Genomic DNA, 16,630 nt, shown 5'->3' on the forward strand with positions numbered 1-16,630 from the left:
CATCCATCCGCTTTTTCAGACACCCAGAAACGCCAAAACCCTCCAATTAGGAGGGTTTCGGGTGAAGCTGGTGGGTCGTGTAGGATTCGAACCTACGACCAATTGGTTAAAAGCCAACTGCTCTACCAACTGAGCTAACGACCCAAAAATGGTCGGGGTGAGGGGATTCGAACTCCTGACATCCTGCTCCCAAAGCAGGCGCGCTACCGGACTGCGCTACACCCCGAAGTTGGCTCCGTGACCAGGACTCGAACCTGGGACCCAATGATTAACAGTCATTTGCTCTACCGACTGAGCTATCACGGAACTACATACAACGGTCAAACATAAAACGGTCAAACGTACAACCTTGTTGCTTTGCTGCTTCCGAAGGGTTCGGCCTTCGTCTCAACCTGCGTCGCGTATCGCTACGTTCGCTTGTCTGAGGCGCGCCATTCTACACCTTCGTTTTGCTCTGTCAACCCCTGTTTTAGCGTTAAGATGCTGATTTTGCATCTTTTTTTCGCCACCGGTAAAACCGGCTGTCACAAGTGCGTCTGGAGCGGGGCGCATCATATATAACCTCGCCAGTGCATGCAACCCTGCATGCACACACTGGCAAGATTTTTTTAGGCGAAGGTGATTTCTTCCCCCTCTACCCGCGCCTGGATCGACGTACCCGGCATAAACGTACCGCTGAGGATCAACTGTGCCAACGGGTTTTCGATCCAGCGCTGGATCGCGCGCTTCAATGGCCGCGCCCCATACACCGGGTCGTAACCCACAGCGATCAGCTTGTCCAAGGCTTCATCGGTCAGGTCCAGGGCCAGGTCGCGCTCGGCCAGGCGGCTACGCAGGCGGCCCAGTTGAATCTGGGTGATCCCTGCGATCTGCTCGCGGCCCAGGGGCTCGAAGATCACGACTTCGTCCACACGGTTGATGAACTCGGGGCGGAAGTGAGCGCTGATGGCATCCATGACCGCTGCCCGCTGCGCCTCGCGATCCCCTACCAACTCCTGAATACGCGCGGACCCCAGGTTGGAGGTCATGACGATCACGGTATTGCGGAAATCCACCGTACGGCCGTGGCTATCGGTCAAGCGGCCGTCTTCAAGCACCTGTAGCAGGATGTTGAAAACGTCCGGGTGGGCCTTCTCCACCTCATCGAGCAGTACTACCGAGTAAGGCTTGCGCCGTACCGCTTCGGTCAGGTAACCGCCCTCCTCGTAGCCCACATAGCCTGGCGGTGCGCCAATCAAGCGGGCAACCGAATGCTTTTCCATGAATTCGGACATGTCGATCCGCACCATGGCCTCTTCCGTGTCGAACAGGAATTCGGCCAGGGCCTTGCACAGTTCGGTTTTGCCCACCCCGGTTGGGCCCAGGAACATGAACGAACCGCTGGGGCGGTTAGGATCGGACAGGCCCGCGCGCGAACGACGCACCGCGTTGGCCACGGCCACCACGGCTTCGTGCTGGCCAATCACGCGCTGGTGCAGCAGGCTTTCCATCTTCAGCAGTTTATCGCGCTCACCTTCAAGCATCTTGGAAACCGGAATACCGGTCCACTTGGACACTACTTCGGCGATCTCTTCCTCGGTTACTTTGCTGCGCAGCAACTGGTTTTCGGTCTTCCCATGCTGGTCGACCATCTGCAAGCTGCGCTCCAGGTCCGGAATAATGCCGTACTGAAGTTCAGCCATGCGGCTCAGGTCGCCCCGGCGGCGCGCCGCCTCCAGCTCCTGACGGGACTGCTCGATTTTCTGCTGGATCTGCGCCGACCCCTGTACCTCAGCTTTTTCAGACAGCCATACCTCTTCCAAGTCCGCGTACTCGCGCTCCAGCCGAGTGATGTCTTCGGTGAGCTTCTCCAGGCGCTTGCGTGCAGCCTCATCCTCTTCTTTCTTCAAGGCCTGGGATTCGACCTTCAGCTGAATCAGGCGCCGCTCCAGGCGGTCGAGCTGTTCAGGCTTGGAGTCGATCTCCATGCGAATGCGGCTGGCGGCTTCATCGATCAGGTCAATGGCCTTGTCGGGCAATTGGCGGTCGGTGATGTAGCGGTGGCTCAATTTGGCAGCCGCGATAATGGCACCGTCGGTGATCGCTACCTTATGGTGAACTTCATAGCGCTCTTTAAGGCCACGCAAAATGGCGATGGTGTCTTCTTCGCTGGGCTCGTCCACCAATACTTTCTGGAAGCGCCGCTCAAGGGCCGCGTCTTTCTCGATGTACTGGCGGTACTCATTGAGTGTGGTGGCGCCCACGCAATGCAGCTCACCACGCGCCAGTGCCGGCTTAAGCATGTTACCCGCGTCCATGGACCCTTCGCCTTTGCCGGCGCCGACCATGGTGTGCAATTCGTCAATAAAGAGGATGACCTGCCCTTCCTGCTTGGCCAGGTCGTTGAGCACACCTTTCAAGCGCTCTTCGAACTCGCCACGGAACTTGGCCCCGGCAATCAGCGACCCCATGTCCAGGGACAGCAGCCGCTTGCCCTTGAGGCCATCCGGCACTTCACCATTAATGATGCGCTGCGCCAGGCCTTCGGCAATGGCCGTTTTGCCCACCCCTGGCTCGCCGATGAGCACCGGGTTGTTTTTGGTACGGCGCTGGAGCACCTGGATGGTACGGCGGATTTCGTCGTCACGGCCGATCACTGGGTCCAGCTTGCCTTCTTCGGCACGCTTGGTGAGGTCCACGGTGTACTTTTCCAGCGCCTTGCGTGACTCCTCGGCATTGGAATCGTTGACGGCCTCACCGCCGCGCAGGTTATTGATGGCGTTTTCCAACGCCTTTTTGCTGACACCCTGAGCCAGCAGCAGCTTGCCGATCTTGGTGTTTTCATCCATGGCGCCTAGCAGCACCAGCTCACTGGAAATGAACTGGTCCCCCTTCTGCTGTGCCAGGCGGTCAGCCTGGTTCAGCACACGGGCCAGGTCGGGCGACATGTTCACGTCACCGGTGGGGTTCTGTATTTTTGGCAGCCGGTCCAATTCCTTGGCCAACTCTTTGCGCAGCGCGCCCACGTCGAAGCCTACCTGCATCAGCAACGGCTTGATGGAGCCGCCTTGCTGGTCGATAAGCGCCTGCAGCAAATGCGCAGGCTCAATGGCCGGGTGGTCCAGGCCCACCGCCAGGGATTGAGAATCGGACAGCGCCAACTGCAGCTTGCTGGTTAAGCGATCTATACGCATGAATGCACCTTCCCCTGAAGACAAGGCAGGCCGGGACGCATGAACGCTCCCTAGCGATGGCGAGACAACCTGCCCGAGATACCGGTTAGATAGGGGCTATTGTTCAAGATTCAAGCAGGTGGGGCGTGACCGGGATCAAGCTGGCGACGGGATACAGCGTGTTAGTACCCTGCAAGCCATACCAGCGACGCAAACCGGCCCGTGCGGGCGCTACGGCGGTAGGAGAACCAGCGTTCGTCGGTGACGGTGCACAACCCGCCGCCATACACGGCGGTGATGCCGATGGCGGCCAGGCGCAGGCGGGCCAATGCATAGATGTCAGCCATCAGTTTCCCAGGCCGTGCGCCGGGCACGAAGGCCGAACGTGCAGCGGGGTGCTGGGCGACAAAGGCGCCCCGCACCTCTTCGCCCACCTCAAAACTTGAGGGGCCAATAGCAGGGCCTAACCACACCAGAACGTCCTGGGCAGGCACCTCAAGGCTGGCCACCGTGGCTTCGAGCACGCCGTTGGCCAGCCCGCGCCACCCGGCATGGGCGGCCGCTACACGTGTACCGGCACGGTCCGTAAACAGGGCGGGCAGGCAATCGGCTGTCATCACCGTACAGGCAATGCCCGGCGTAGACGACCAACTGGCATCGGCGTCCGGCTGCTGCTGGGGGTTCGCTTCCACCACCTCAATGCCATGCACTTGGGACAGCCAGGCAGGCTCGATGCCATACAACGTACCCAGGCGCCTGCGGTTTTCAGCCACTGCAGCGGGGTTATCGCCCACATGCCCGCCAAGGTTGAAGGTGTCAAAGGGTGCAAGGCTAACGCCGCCTTCACGCGTGGTGACGCAGGCGCGCACGTGGGCTGGCGCAGGCCAGTCCGGCAGAAGCAGGCTGCCGGACAGGCCATTCATCCGACGAACGCCTCGCGGTCCTGCTTGAGCAGGGACGTGAGCCAGACGAAGTCATCGGGCAAGGGAGACTCCCAGCCGATGCGCTCGCCTGTGGTGGGATGGTCCAGCTCCAGGAAGCGCGCATGCAGCGCCTGGCGCGGGAACGTCTTGAGGGCATCGACCAGGCTGGCACTGGCCGCCGGCGGAATACGGAAACGGCCGCCATACACCGGGTCCCCGACCAGCGGGAAGCCCACGTGGGCCATGTGCACGCGGATCTGGTGCGTACGGCCGGTTTCCAGCTTCACCCGCACGTGGGTGTGGGAACGGTAGCGATCCAGCACGCGGTAATGGCTTACGGCTGGCTTGCCGTTGTCCATCACGCCCATGCGCTGGCGCTGGGTACCGTGGCGGCCGATAGGCGCGTTGATCTTGCCACCGGCTGTGACCACCCCTACCACCACGCACTCATAGATGCGGCTGACGCTGCGCTTTTGCAGCTGCGCCACCAGGTTGGTCTGGGCTTGAAGGGTTTTGGCCACCACCATCAGACCGGTGGTGTCTTTGTCCAGCCGGTGCACGATGCCAGCCCGTGGCACGTTGACGATGTCCGGCACGTGGTGCAGGAGGGCATTGAGCAGGGTGCCATCCGCGTGGCCGGCCGCCGGGTGAACCACCAGGCCTGCAGGCTTGTTGATCACCAGGATTTGATCGTCTTCATAGACGATGTCCATCTCGATGGCCTGGGCAACCCATTCGCCTTGGGCTTCCTGCTCCGCTTCCAGCGCCAGTACGGCGCCGCCATGTACGACATCGCGCGGGCGCAAGGTGGCCCCGTCGACGGTCAGGCGGCCTTCTTTTATCCAGGCGGAGAGGCGTGAACGGGAGAACTCCGCGAAGAGTTGTGCGGCGACCTGGTCGAGGCGCTGGCCTCCCAGATCGGGGGTGACTTCGGCGCTAAGCCGGATGATCTCAGACATGCTTGGCTACACAGGAAACAGCGCGACCGCACAGCCTTTGGTTTCAGCTGCGCGCTTGTGGTTAAATACGGCGTCTTTCGTCCCGGAGGTTCGCGGGGCGCTCATCATAACAGGACGGCCGCGCCCAAGACAGCGGCTGTTAAGGGACGCAAGCCGCCATGCAACTGAAACACCTGCTGCTGATCGCCATTGTCGGCCTTACTGCCGCCTGTTCGTCGAACAAGGAAGTGGTCGACGAGAACCTGAGCGAAGTGGAGCTGTACCAGCAGGCCCAGACCGACCTGGATAACCACAGTTATACCAGTGCGACGGCCAAGCTGAAGGCTCTCGAGTCCCGCTACCCCTTCGGCCGTTATGCGGACCAGGCCCAGCTGGAACTGATCTACGCCAACTACAAGAATGCCGAGCCGGAGGCTGCCAAGTCTGCCGCCGAGCGCTTCATTCGCCTTCACCCCCAGCACCCGAACGTAGACTACGCCTACTACCTCAAGGGCCTCACCTCCTTTGACCAAGACCGTGGCATCGTGGCGCGCTTCCTGCCGCTGGACATGACCAAGCGGGACCCAGGCGCTGCGCGCGACTCCTACAACGAGTTCGCCCAGCTCACCAGCCGTTACCCCAACAGCCGCTACGCGCCCGACGCCAAGCAGCGCATGATCTACCTGCGCAACCTGCTGGCGGCCTACGAAATCCATGTGGCGCACTACTACATCACTCGCCAGGCTTATGTGGCCGCTGCCAACCGTGGCCGCTACGTGGTGGAAAACTTCCAGGAAACCCCGGCTGTGGGTGATGGCCTGGCCGTAATGACCGAAGCGTACCAGCACCTGCACCTGGATGACCTGGCCGATACCAGCCTGCAAACCCTCAAGTACAACTACCCGGACCACCCCAGCCTGAAAGACGGCCAGTTCGTGCCGCTCAAGGAAGAGGCGGACGACCGCTCATGGCTGTCCAAGGCCACACTGGGCCTGATCGAGGGCAACGACGCGCCGCCGCCACCGAGCGAAAGCCGCGCCAACCAGGAACTGGCCAAGCAATATCAGGACGCCAAGGACAACATCCCGCGTGAACTGCGCCCTGCGGACGAAGGCGGTACTGCCGACGACGCGCCAGCCGATACCGATGCGCCCAAGCCGCACCGTAGCTGGTTCAGCCGCCTGACCTTCGGCCTGTTCGACTGACCCCCTGTGCAGCGGTCGCCCCACTACTGGGGTGATCGCTGCACAGCGCTTCTGCCCGCTAGCCCTCCCCTGCTCCCCTTGGCTACACTGCACCCTCCCTTTCGCAGAAGCCCCGCCATCATGATTCGCCTGATCTTCTGGATCGCCCTTGTTGCCATCGCCATCTGGGCATGGCGCCGGTTCAAGTCTCCCAAGCCACCTGTGCCACGCGCCTCCGGCACTACCCTGTCCATGGTCCGTTGCGCGCACTGCGGTGTGCACCTGCCTAGCGAGCGCGCCTTGGCCAATGGCAGCCAGTGGTACTGCAGCCGTGCACACCTGGAGCAAGGCCCTGCCCAGCTTGATCGCTGAAACCTCCATGGGCGGGCGGGCACAGGCGCAACGCATGTTGCGGCTGTACCACCTGTACCGGTTGGTCATCGGCATCAGCCTGGTGCTGCTGATTTCCAGCGACATGGACAACCGCCTGCTTGAGCTGGAAAACGGGCAACTGTTCCGCGTGGGCAGCTGGCTGTACCTGATCTTCAACTTGCTGGTAGCGCTCACGTTTGGCAGCGCACACCGCTCGGCCAAAGTGTTCAGCCTGTCCACAGCCGATATCGTGCTGCTGTCCGGGCTGTTCTACGCCGGTGGCGGTACGGCCAGTGGCATTGGCAACCTCATGATTGCCTCGGTGGCCATGAGCAACCTGTTGTTGCGTGGCCGCCTGGGCCTGCTGATTGCGGCCCTGGCGTCTATCGGCATCATCTACCTGACGTTCTACCTGAGCTTCACCCGGCCAGCAGGCCCTAATGATTACGTACAGGCCGGTTCGCTGGGCGTACTGTGCTTTGCCGTGGCCCTGATCGTTCAGGGCTTGAGCCACCTGCTGCGCACCAGTGAAACCTTGGCCGAGCAGCGCGCCAGCGATGTCACCAACCTGGAAGAGCTCAATGCCTTGATCCTGCAGCGCATGCGCACGGGCATCCTGGTACTGGACACAGGCCACCGGGTACAGCTGGCTAACCAGGGCGCACTGGCACTGTTTGGAAAACCTGTGCTTATTGGTCAATTGATCAGCCTGCATGCGCCGGATTTGATCGAGCGGTTGCTGCAATGGCGGGTAAACCCTGCGCTGCGGGTAAACAGCCTCAAGCTCAAGGCCGATGGCCCCCCTGTGCAAGTGAGCTTCATCGCCTTAAGCCGAAATGCGGGGCAGCAGACCTTGGTTTTCTTGGAAGACCTGTCGCAGATAGCCCAGCAAGCGCAGCAGCTCAAGCTTGCCGCACTGGGCCGCCTCACCGCCGGCATTGCCCACGAAGTGCGCAACCCGCTGGGTGCCATCAGCCATGCAGGCCAGCTATTGCAGGAGTCCGAGACGTTGGACGATCCAGACCGGCGCCTGGTGCAAATCATTCTGGACCAGTCCAAACGCATGAACCTGGTGATCGAGAACGTGCTGCAACTGTCTCGCCGGCGCCCGGCCGAGCCCCAGATGCTGGACCTGAAAGCGTGGCTGTCTGATTTCGTCGACGAATTCATGGCCACAGCCCCAAGCCATCAACGGCTGCACATGGAAAGCCCCACCGGCATTGTAGAAACTCGCATGGACCCCCACCACCTCACCCAAGTTGTGACTAACCTTGTACAGAATGGGTTGCGTTACAGCGGCCTGAACCACACCACGGCCCAGGTCTGGCTAAGGCTGGGGGTGGACAAGGCCAGCGGGCTGCCCGTGCTGGAGGTGGTGGACGACGGCCCTGGTTTCGCCCCGGAAAAGCTGCAACACATTTTCGAGCCCTTTTTCACCACAGAAACCAAAGGTACGGGGTTGGGGCTGTATATTTCTCGGGAGCTGTGCGAAGGCAACCGCGCTCACCTGGATTACCGGCCGGCCCCCCGAGGTGGCAGTTGCATGCGCATTACCTTCGCCCATGCCCGCAGACAGGCCTGACCATGACGCAACGGCAAAAGATTTTGATCGTCGACGACGAGCCGGATATTCGTGAACTGCTGGAAATCACCCTCGGCCGAATGAAGCTGGAGACACGGGGCGCGCGTAACGTAAAGGAAGCAAAGGACTGGCTGGCCGCCGAAGCCTTCGACCTTTGCCTGACCGACATGCGCCTACCCGATGGCTCTGGCCTGGACTTGGTCCAGTATATTCAGCAGCGCCACGCCAATGTGCCCGTGGCCATGATCACGGCCTATGGAAACGTGGACACGGCCATCAATGCCTTGAAGGCCGGTGCATTCGACTTTCTGACCAAACCCGTAGACCTGCCCCGCCTGCGCGAACTGGTCGGCACTGCGCTACGCCTGAGCCTGGGTAGCCCTGAGCGGGTCGCCGCTGACGACCGGCTGATCGGCGGCTCGCCCCCCATGCAAGCCCTGCGCAAGCAGATTGACCGCCTGGCACGCAGCCAGGCACCGGTGTACATCAGCGGTGAGTCCGGTACGGGTAAAGAGCTGGTCGCCCGGCAGATCCACGAACAGGGCCCGCGCAATGAACGGGCGTTTGTGCCCGTGAACTGCGGCGCCATTCCCACCGAACTGATGGAGAGCGAATTCTTCGGGCACCGCAAAGGCAGCTTCAGCGGGGCCATGGAAGACAAGCCCGGCCTGTTCCAGGCCGCTGAGGGTGGCACCCTGTTCTTGGACGAAGTGGCCGACCTGCCTTTGGCAATGCAGGTGAAGCTGCTACGGGCCATTCAGGAAAAGGCCATCCGCAGTGTGGGTGGGCAAACCGAGCGTGTAGTGGATGTGCGGGTGCTGTGTGCAACCCATAAGGATTTGGCCCAAGAGGTGCAGGCAGGGCGTTTCCGGCAGGACCTGTACTACCGCCTCAATGTGATCGAACTGCGGGTGCCACCTCTGCGCGAGCGCCGCGAGGACATCTACGTCATTGCACAGGCAGTGCTCAAGCGCCTGGCCGCCAACAGCGGCCTACCCCCCGCCCAATTGGCGCCGGGCGCGCAGGCGATCCTGCGCCAGTACCGTTTCCCAGGCAATGTGCGGGAATTGGAAAACATGCTGGAGCGGGCTTACACCCTGTGCGAAAACGACACGATCGAGGCCACTGACCTGCGCGTGGAAGACACCGGGGCACTGCGTGAAGGCGGCGAGCACAGCTTGGCCGAGGTGGACAACCTGGAGGATTACCTGGAGAACATCGAGCGCACGCTGATTCTTCAGGCCCTTGAAGAAACCCGCTGGAACCGCACGGCTGCGGCACAGCGACTGAACATGAGCTTCCGTTCCATGCGGTATCGGTTGAAGAAATTGGGGCTGGAATAGCCCCAATTCGCCCGCTGCGCAGGCTCCTACACGCTGAGTTAGATGTAGGCCTTGTGGGAGCAGGCGCCAGCCTGCGAATGAACTGCCCCTTTAAAACGGCGGCGCATAAGGCGCCGGGTCAACAATAGGGGCTCTCTCCAACATAAGGTCAGCCAACAGCTGACACGAAGCCGGTGCCAGTACCAAACCATTTCGGTAGTGCCCGCAGTTCAGCCAAAGCCCGGGGTAGCTGCTTACCGACCCGATAAAGGGGATACCTTCAGGCGACCCAGGCCGCAGGCCGGCCCAATGGGCAACCGGTTCGGCATCACGCAACGCCGGCAGCAAGGCCTCGGCAGAGGCCCGCAGGCTGGCCATGGCCGGTTCGGTGGGCGTTTTGTCGAACCCGGCATGTTCCAAGGTACTGCCGACCAGCACATGCCCATCTCGCCGGGGAATGGCATAGCGGGTACGCGCCAGCACCATGGCCGGAAGAAAGTCCTCGGCACACTTGAACAGAATCATCTGGCCTTTCACGGGCTCCACGGGCAACGCAAGGCCCAACGTAGCCAACAATTCTCCGCTCCAGGCACCGGCCGTCAGCACCACCTGGTCGGCCAGGACCTCGCCTGCGTCGGTGCTCACGCCCTGAATACGCCCCTGCTTATGCACAAAGCCCAGCACCGAGCAGTGTTCCTTCAACGTAACGTTGGGCAGGGCCGCCAATGCGGCGCGCAGGGCCTTCACTAGCCGTGGATTGCGCACGTTAGCCACGCCCCCCATATAGATGCCGCTGGCAAAGCCTGCGCCCAGCACAGGCACCTTGCGGTACACGTCCGTCATGTTCACCTTGTTCAGAGGACGCGCCTGTTGCCGTGCCCAGGCCAAGGCCTGCGCTTCATCCTCCAGGTCCAGCCAGTACAGGCCGGTAACGTGCACCTCCGGGTCCACACCCGTACGGGTGAAGAGGTGATCGCCCAGTTGGGGATAGAATTCCTGAGACCAGTGGGCCAAGGCGGTAACCGCCGGGCTGTAGCGCCAGGGGTAGAGAGGCGAGACGATGCCCCCACCGGCCCAGGAGGCTTCTCTGCCCGCGTGCTGGCGGTCCAGCAAGGTTACCTGAACGCCTGCGCTGGCCAGGTTGAGGGCGGTCATCAGGCCAATAACGCCTGCGCCGATGATGAGGGTGTGGTCAGCAGTACTCATGTTTACTCAGCAAAACGGCCTAGCGGCCCCAACAATAAGCGGTAGTGACACCTGCGGTCATTGTAGGATTGTTGCGCCGCCCTGTCTGATCAATAGTGAATGTGCCGCATACATCGGTGGCCATCATGGTGTTGTTTGCTGGGGTGGCTGTGATGGTAAAGGCCTGCTCTCTACGATTCACTGCCAAGTTGTACCAGGCATTGCTGTTGGGAAGGTTGTAATCCACCACACCTTGCCTGGGGGTGTATTGCCCTGCCAACGAATAGTAACGCTCCAGCCCCTGGGCCGCCTCTACCAGCAGTTGGGCTATTTCTGCTCGATGGCTTTTACGGACATAGCTCATGTAGCTAGGGTATGCGATAGCGGCCAGCAGCCCTACGATCGCCACGACTATCATCAACTCTATTAGCGTAAAACCTTTGCTTGCGGTTCTCATCGTCATCCCTACTGTATTTGCCGCCACATGATCCGCCGGGCACCGCCGCTTCCACCCAGCTCCTTGATAGCCTTGACCTTGGCATCCGAGGTATTGACCACCTTGGTGTCGGCAGTGCCGCTCTTGTCGCTGACCACGGCATTGAGCGTGGGGATACCGCTGGCGAAGTTGACGCCTGCCGACACGGCATCGTCCGAGTTCACAATGCCATCGCCGTTGGTGTCGATAACCGCATAGGAGAGCATTTTGCCGCTGATTGCCTCCAGCTCGATCAACCGCCCAAAGCCTTGGGCAGCACAAGGGTCTGAAGTGTCGACACCCGCCGTGGTGAAAACGATCCGCCCGCGGGTATAGGTGGCTTGGTAGATCACTCGCTCCCCAACCATCGTGCCGTTATAACTCAACGGCAGGTACCAGCCCTTTTTGTTTGGGTAATCCACCGCATTTTGGGAAACCGTCAGGTAGGTGTCTCCATTGATGGTGGATGTTCCGGTGATTGCTTGGGCCTGCAGGTCGTTCACCGTGTAACTGCCCGTGCTATTGGACGCATCCCAGATAGCGTAAAAGCCTTGAGTGGTACTCGACGTTTTGTCGGCGATTTCCAGGAATTTGCCAGTACCGAAAGACACCATGTAACCGTTGGTGGTGTTGGCCGTGATCAGTGGCTGGGCAGTGATGGGCTGGCTAGCGCCGCCAGGGGCCGTGAACAGCGGCTTTCCGGAGAAGGCCACGCCCCAGTTTGAGGTAGCCGTGCTGCTAAGGTCGAATTTCCACATGCGCCCTTTGAGGTCCCCCCCATATGCCGCCTGCACCACGTTAGCGGCATTGACTACAAGTTTGACAGAAGACAGGCCGTTATCTGTTTCAGTGCTGTCTACAACAATCTCTTTGATAAGCGCCCCGGTGGCTGCGTTTACCACATACAACGCTGCTACCCCGGTATTGCTGCCATAGCCGTTGCTGATAAATGCAGCCCAGGTGCCATCGGGAAGCCGTGCCACTTCCGGGCGAGCGTAGGCATAACCCAGGTCGTTAAAACCGTTACTGGCATTAGCCGTGTCCGGTGCGCGGATTTCCCATAAAGCCTTGAATGAGTCTCCAGCACTGGCGTCGAATAACTGTATGGCATAAAACGCCTTGGCCGCGCCTCCCGTCCCTCCGAAGGCAATGGTTTTCCAAACGTTACTCACCTGTGCGTCAAATACGGCCAGCGAGCCATCGTTGAGAAACCTGTGTGTGGTGCCGTCCACATAGGTAGGGTCTTCAACCTGATACAGGTTTGGCAGCGTTGTGGAGGGGAGGTAGGCGAAACGGCGTGCGCCTGTAGCGCCGTCTATGACGTTAGTGAAGCCATCGTTTGCATTCACCAGAATAGTGTTGCTCATACCCTTGGCCTTGGTGGCCAGATAAGTGCTGTAGCTGGTATCTCCAGTGAGGTCGGATGCCGTCTGTGCAGTGGCTGAAGCGAGCACCACAGGGGAATCGATTACATCACCCAACAAAAGCGAGCGGGTTTTCAGGCCTGCTTTGTTGGTGCCTTTTGCCCATTCGATAAGGTCTACCCCCGTGAGGGTGGCCCCTGTGCCGTTCCGGGTACTGAGGCTTGCCAGGCTATTGGTAAGGGTTGCCTGCTGAGTAGGCGAAAAGTTGGCAAACGCCAGATCGATAGGCCGGTTGGTTGTGGTATTCCAGGACTGGAAGCTGCCCGCACCGGAACCAACCTTCATGGTCGTGTCTGTCGTCCACTTTGGCGCTCCGTTGGTATCCAATGTCCCATCGCTGGCAAATGCGTAGGCGCGGAGGGTGCCGCTCCAATCCGAAGGGTTGTAAAGGCTTTGGTAATAGTAGTTGGCGTTGTAAGTGACTGAAGAGGCTGTCGTACCTCCACCGCCAGACCCTGCCTTGGAGCTGATTTCGTTAAGTGCCTGAGTCAATGCCGCTGTCAGGGTCGCACTGTCTGTGGCTTGGTAGTACCTGCCACGCCCATAGCTTGCAGCGTCAGATAACATTTCGTTGGCTGCAGTAAAGCCTACGGTATAGGTGGACATGTTTTGCTTGGGGAAATCGGTAGCGTCCCAACTTTTGGCAGCAGCATCCGTGCCAGTTGAGCGCATGTCGATGTCATAGGCGAATTTCGCGACATCGTCCAAGTAGAGCGTATCCCCCTCCGTATCGCCGTTGAGATTGTCCCCATCATTGGCTTTGTTGTCCCAATTAGGCAGGTTGGTTGAGTCGGTGGTCGCAGGGTCCTTGGGAGGGAATGTACGGTCATAGGTTGGCAAGCCATCGGTAATGACAACGCCGAAGTTACGTTGACACCGGTATTGGATCGGGCTGGTATAGGTGCTGGGCGACGTATTGTAATAAGGCGCAAGGCCACGAAAATAGCGCGTGATTTCATAGTAAGTTTCAGCCAGGGGCGTGTTGGCCTGGGCACTTAGGCCGCTTATGGCACTCAGCAGGCTGTTGTAGTTGGTATTGGCCTGCGCAGCCGTAGTATCGCCCCTTGCTTGCAAATCGGAAATGGCTTTCGCGATGTTCCCCCCAGGTCCTTGGTCCGAACCTGTAGGTGGGTTGAATGTCGCCAGCCCCATGCGTAGAGCGCGGTTTGCCGTAACCAACGACGAAGATACGGTGCGGGCCACATTTATGCGGTAGTCCGTGGGAATAGAGCCATCGGTATAATCTTTGGTTTTTACAGAGGGGCCCAGCAGCCCGATGAGGTAGGACAGGTAACGGGTTGAGTAGCGTGTATTGCCACCACCTACAGGATCAGGCAACTTCAAACAGACGCGGTTATTCAAACCACCATTAGCGGAACGGGAGAAAGCATAATACCCGTTACCGCACCCAGTACGGACCAAGTTTGCAAGGAAAAAGTTTTCATTTTCCATATTCTGAGCAGAAACGTTATTACAATCCTCATCATAATTATAATAATTATAATTATAATTATAGGTATAATAACAAGTGTACAATTGCGCACGCACTACCGTTTGATCGAAAGCCGTCGCCCGAATAACGTTATTCATACTGCCTGAGTTATCGACCAGCAGCATCACGTTGGGCGTTACAGCAGCCGAGCTTAACAAGGGCGCAGTGGTTGGCGTGAACGCCGCGTAAGCAGGCGCTGACAAATACAAGGCTAGCACAGCCCCGCCGAGCATGGCCTTGAAGGTGGTGCGCCATGTGCGGGGTTTAGTATTTCGCATAAATGCTCTCCACTACGCTGCGTGCAGTGCTCTGGTCTGGGTCCGGAGACCCTACGTAGCCTATTGCAGTAATCCGGTACAACGTGGCGGACTGGCCATTGATCCAGACTGCCCCCGTTGTGGCACCAATGCGTTGCACAGCGTACAAACCACCGGCGTCTGCGCTCACCCACGTCACATACCCGAACGTTCCGGGGCCGGTAACTTTTGATGTGTCCGGGGGCGCGCAGGCCGCAGGGCTCGCACACAACGGTAGAGGATAGGTAGGCGCCGATACAGCAGCCTCGCCGACCCTTAGCGCTGCCTCTGCCAACTGGAACGACTGGTTCCGGAACTGGGCGCTGTTGCTCATCTTTTCCTGCAAAGTAGCGTTCTGCATGGAGTTGAGGCCTAACAGGGTTAGCAGCAGGAGAAACACCAACGCAACGATCAATGCCATTCCACGCTGGCGCATGGCGGGCTGTGTTCTATACAGAGCCATTATCTGTGTTCCTTACTGCAACCGGTTGCGCAAAGCAGCCACCACGGAATAGCTCTGGTCTCTGGCACGGTTGTTAGGGTCGGTCATTTTAAGGCTCAGCCGAACAGTACGTATCAGCTCCATTTGCACTTTGGTAGGCGCCGCCACATAGCTGGTCACTGCAGCACTGGTGGCATCGGCTGCCAACCCGAACGACACGTTGAACTCTGAAACATTGCTGATCAATGGCTGCTGTGCTCCTACAGCCCCCGTGTAGATAGTGTTATTACGAAACGAATAAAACACCTGGCGAATCAGAAACGCTTGCTGGCCGCTTGCCGCTACCGCAGCGCCATTGTAAGCGGTTGCGGTGGCTAGGCAGTCAGATAGCACCGTCCACGTCGGCGCAGTGCTGGCGCTGCCCACGTCCGCTGTCACCAACATCAGCCTGTTTCCATTGGCGTTGTCGAGCGTCCACGAAATAGGTGTTGTTTGCGCGTCCTTGAAAACCAGCGGGCTGTTAGCGGGGGGGGTGATGGTAGCCAGGCAACCAAACATACCAGCCATGCGAATTTCCTGGCTCATTCGGCTGAGAAGATAGCGAGCATCTTCCTGCATCGCGGAGGCTGCATTTTGTGTCAGGTAAGTGTTTTTGGCAGAGATGAATGCCTGGGTCACCCCAAGTACGATGATCAGCCCCAATGCCATGGACACCATGAGTTCGATCAGGCTAAGGCCTTGCTGTCTGTACTTCATGGCGTTGTCGTCGCGCTGGCAGGGGGGGCAATTACACGGCTGGTAAGAACGAAGCGTTGGGTGGTAGTCCCCGTGCCGTCACTGTTATTGGAGGTAACCGTATTTCCTGCCCGGCTGTCATCCCAGGTAATCGAAACGGTGTAGGTACCTTTATCCAAGGTAACAGAGGCGGCGAGTAATGACTGATCGATACTTAACGCCTTAACGTTATTTGCGAAGTCATATAAATCCTGATTTTTCGGGTCTGTGGGGCTAGGCGTAGTAGGTGCCGATGCAAGGTTCGGCAATGTATAGTCCACCGCATTATTGGCCCGTATCCGCTCCATCATGTCATAGGCAACAAAACTTGCCTGGGTTCGTATTCGGGCGCTATCTGTATACTTGAGGGAATTGAGCTGAAGTGCAGCAGCACCTAGCAATGCCAGGGTCATTATCAACATGGCAACCAGCACTTCGATAAGCGTGATACCTGCCTGGCGTTTCATCCGCAGTTTCCGCCTATTACCACACGGCCGTTCACACACACCATTACCGTTCTGGCCTCACTACCGTTCACATAGTTAAGTGTGGTCGCTACAGAGGGGCTGTCCAGGGCGCCAAGGCCATTGAATTCGATATAGTCAGGCGTACCAGCATTACCTACCACGCCCAGTGTGGCGCTGCCTCCCAGCGCTGGAAGTAGTCGCAGCACCGTCAACGAGGCGGATGCGGAAACCTTGGCCACCTGAAGTTGCCCTGCCCACAGCTGGCCGGGTACCGGCATCAACCGCGTGTGCAGGCCCTGGTTGATTGCCTCTAGCCGTGCATAGCCCAATGCCCGTGCAATTTCTGCCATGTCTGCGTTGGCACGGTTGCGTGCGATCAACGTCGTAAACGCTGGCACCAGCATGGTCACGGCAATGACCATGACCGCTACGGTGATAAGCAATTCGATGAGGGTAAATCCCTTGATACCTTGACGCATTGCGGCCTCCACCTCGACGCGCTGACTATAAACCAGCTCAGCGTCGGACTTCTGGGCAAAGCATATACGGTTATTTCATGGGAACCAGTGCATCGGACGCACAGGGATCGCAATTTTTTCAAG

Annotated in this window: 14 protein-coding genes and 3 tRNA genes; 4 read left to right on the plus strand and 13 right to left on the minus strand. The window is 59.2% G+C overall.

From position 1 onward, the window contains the following. Positions 1-68: 68 nt before the first annotated feature. The 6 genes from HBH25_RS11575 to rluD all read right to left on the minus strand — a co-directional run bounded on the left by HBH25_RS11575 (position 69) and on the right by rluD (position 5,034). A tRNA-Lys gene (locus tag HBH25_RS11575) sits at positions 69-144 on the minus strand. Positions 145-149: 5 nt separating this feature from the next. After that, a tRNA-Pro gene (locus HBH25_RS11580) sits at positions 150-226 on the minus strand. A gap of 4 nt (positions 227-230) precedes the next feature. Next, positions 231-306, minus strand: a tRNA-Asn gene (locus HBH25_RS11585). Between the two features lie 302 nt (positions 307-608). After that, positions 609-3,173: an ATP-dependent chaperone ClpB gene (gene clpB / locus HBH25_RS11590; RefSeq protein WP_168084061.1), complete on the minus strand. Its 2,565-nt coding sequence runs from the start codon at positions 3,171-3,173 to the stop codon at positions 609-611. Between the two features lie 161 nt (positions 3,174-3,334). Further along, on the minus strand, positions 3,335-4,075 hold the full coding sequence (pgeF, locus tag HBH25_RS11595) for a peptidoglycan editing factor PgeF (RefSeq protein WP_168084062.1): 741 nt from the start codon (positions 4,073-4,075) through the stop codon (positions 3,335-3,337). Further along, the gene (gene rluD, locus HBH25_RS11600; protein ID WP_168084063.1) at positions 4,072-5,034 is read right to left on the minus strand and encodes a 23S rRNA pseudouridine(1911/1915/1917) synthase RluD; all 963 of its coding nucleotides are present in this window, start codon (positions 5,032-5,034) and stop codon (positions 4,072-4,074) included. The genes pgeF and rluD overlap by 4 nt, the downstream gene beginning before the upstream one ends. A 158-nt stretch (positions 5,035-5,192) precedes the next feature. Between rluD and HBH25_RS11605 the strand changes: the two genes are divergently transcribed. The 4 genes from HBH25_RS11605 (at position 5,193) to HBH25_RS11620 (ending at position 9,494) form a co-directional block, all read left to right on the plus strand. Next, entirely contained in the window at positions 5,193-6,218 is a 1,026-nt protein-coding gene (locus HBH25_RS11605) for an outer membrane protein assembly factor BamD (RefSeq protein ID WP_168084064.1), read from the plus strand. A gap of 120 nt (positions 6,219-6,338) precedes the next feature. Further along, positions 6,339-6,569 (plus strand): PP0621 family protein, encoded by a 231-nt coding sequence (locus HBH25_RS11610; protein WP_168084065.1) that lies wholly within the window; start codon positions 6,339-6,341, stop codon positions 6,567-6,569. Beyond that, entirely contained in the window at positions 6,559-8,151 is a 1,593-nt protein-coding gene (locus tag HBH25_RS11615) for a two-component system sensor histidine kinase NtrB (protein WP_168084136.1), read from the plus strand. Before HBH25_RS11610 ends, HBH25_RS11615 begins: the two co-directional genes overlap by 11 nt. A gap of 2 nt (positions 8,152-8,153) precedes the next feature. Further along, complete coding sequence (locus tag HBH25_RS11620; RefSeq protein ID WP_168084066.1) at positions 8,154-9,494, plus strand: sigma-54-dependent transcriptional regulator; 1,341 nt, start codon at positions 8,154-8,156, stop codon at positions 9,492-9,494. Positions 9,495-9,584: 90 nt separating this feature from the next. On the opposite strand, the gene thiO is transcribed toward HBH25_RS11620, so the two are convergent. From thiO to HBH25_RS11655, 7 genes are read right to left on the minus strand one after another with little or no spacing between them, the layout of a single operon-like run. Continuing rightward, the gene (thiO, locus tag HBH25_RS11625) at positions 9,585-10,679 is read right to left on the minus strand and encodes a glycine oxidase ThiO (protein ID WP_168084067.1); all 1,095 of its coding nucleotides are present in this window, start codon (positions 10,677-10,679) and stop codon (positions 9,585-9,587) included. A gap of 19 nt (positions 10,680-10,698) precedes the next feature. Then, positions 10,699-11,115, minus strand: a complete 417-nt coding sequence (locus HBH25_RS11630) for a type IV pilin protein (protein ID WP_168084068.1) — start codon at positions 11,113-11,115, stop codon at positions 10,699-10,701. Between the two features lie 8 nt (positions 11,116-11,123). Then, a complete protein-coding gene (locus HBH25_RS11635) occupies positions 11,124-14,327 on the minus strand; it encodes a pilus assembly protein (protein WP_168084069.1) in 3,204 nt (1,067 codons plus the stop codon). Then, positions 14,314-14,808, minus strand: a complete 495-nt coding sequence (locus HBH25_RS11640) for a pilus assembly PilX family protein (RefSeq protein ID WP_229631890.1) — start codon at positions 14,806-14,808, stop codon at positions 14,314-14,316. The genes HBH25_RS11635 and HBH25_RS11640 overlap by 14 nt, the downstream gene beginning before the upstream one ends. Positions 14,809-14,820: 12 nt before the next feature. Then, entirely contained in the window at positions 14,821-15,543 is a 723-nt protein-coding gene (locus HBH25_RS11645) for a PilW family protein (RefSeq protein ID WP_168084070.1), read from the minus strand. After that, positions 15,540-16,028: a type IV pilus modification protein PilV gene (gene pilV / locus HBH25_RS11650; protein ID WP_168084071.1), complete on the minus strand. Its 489-nt coding sequence runs from the start codon at positions 16,026-16,028 to the stop codon at positions 15,540-15,542. The genes HBH25_RS11645 and pilV overlap by 4 nt, the downstream gene beginning before the upstream one ends. Beyond that, complete coding sequence (locus HBH25_RS11655) at positions 16,025-16,507, minus strand: GspH/FimT family pseudopilin (protein WP_168084138.1); 483 nt, start codon at positions 16,505-16,507, stop codon at positions 16,025-16,027. The genes pilV and HBH25_RS11655 overlap by 4 nt, the downstream gene beginning before the upstream one ends. Between the last annotated feature and the right edge of the window lie 123 nt (positions 16,508-16,630).

Origin of the sequence: Pseudomonas quercus, from assembly GCF_012033695.1 — a bacterium.
Lineage (GTDB): Bacteria > Pseudomonadota > Gammaproteobacteria > Pseudomonadales > Pseudomonadaceae > Aquipseudomonas > Aquipseudomonas quercus.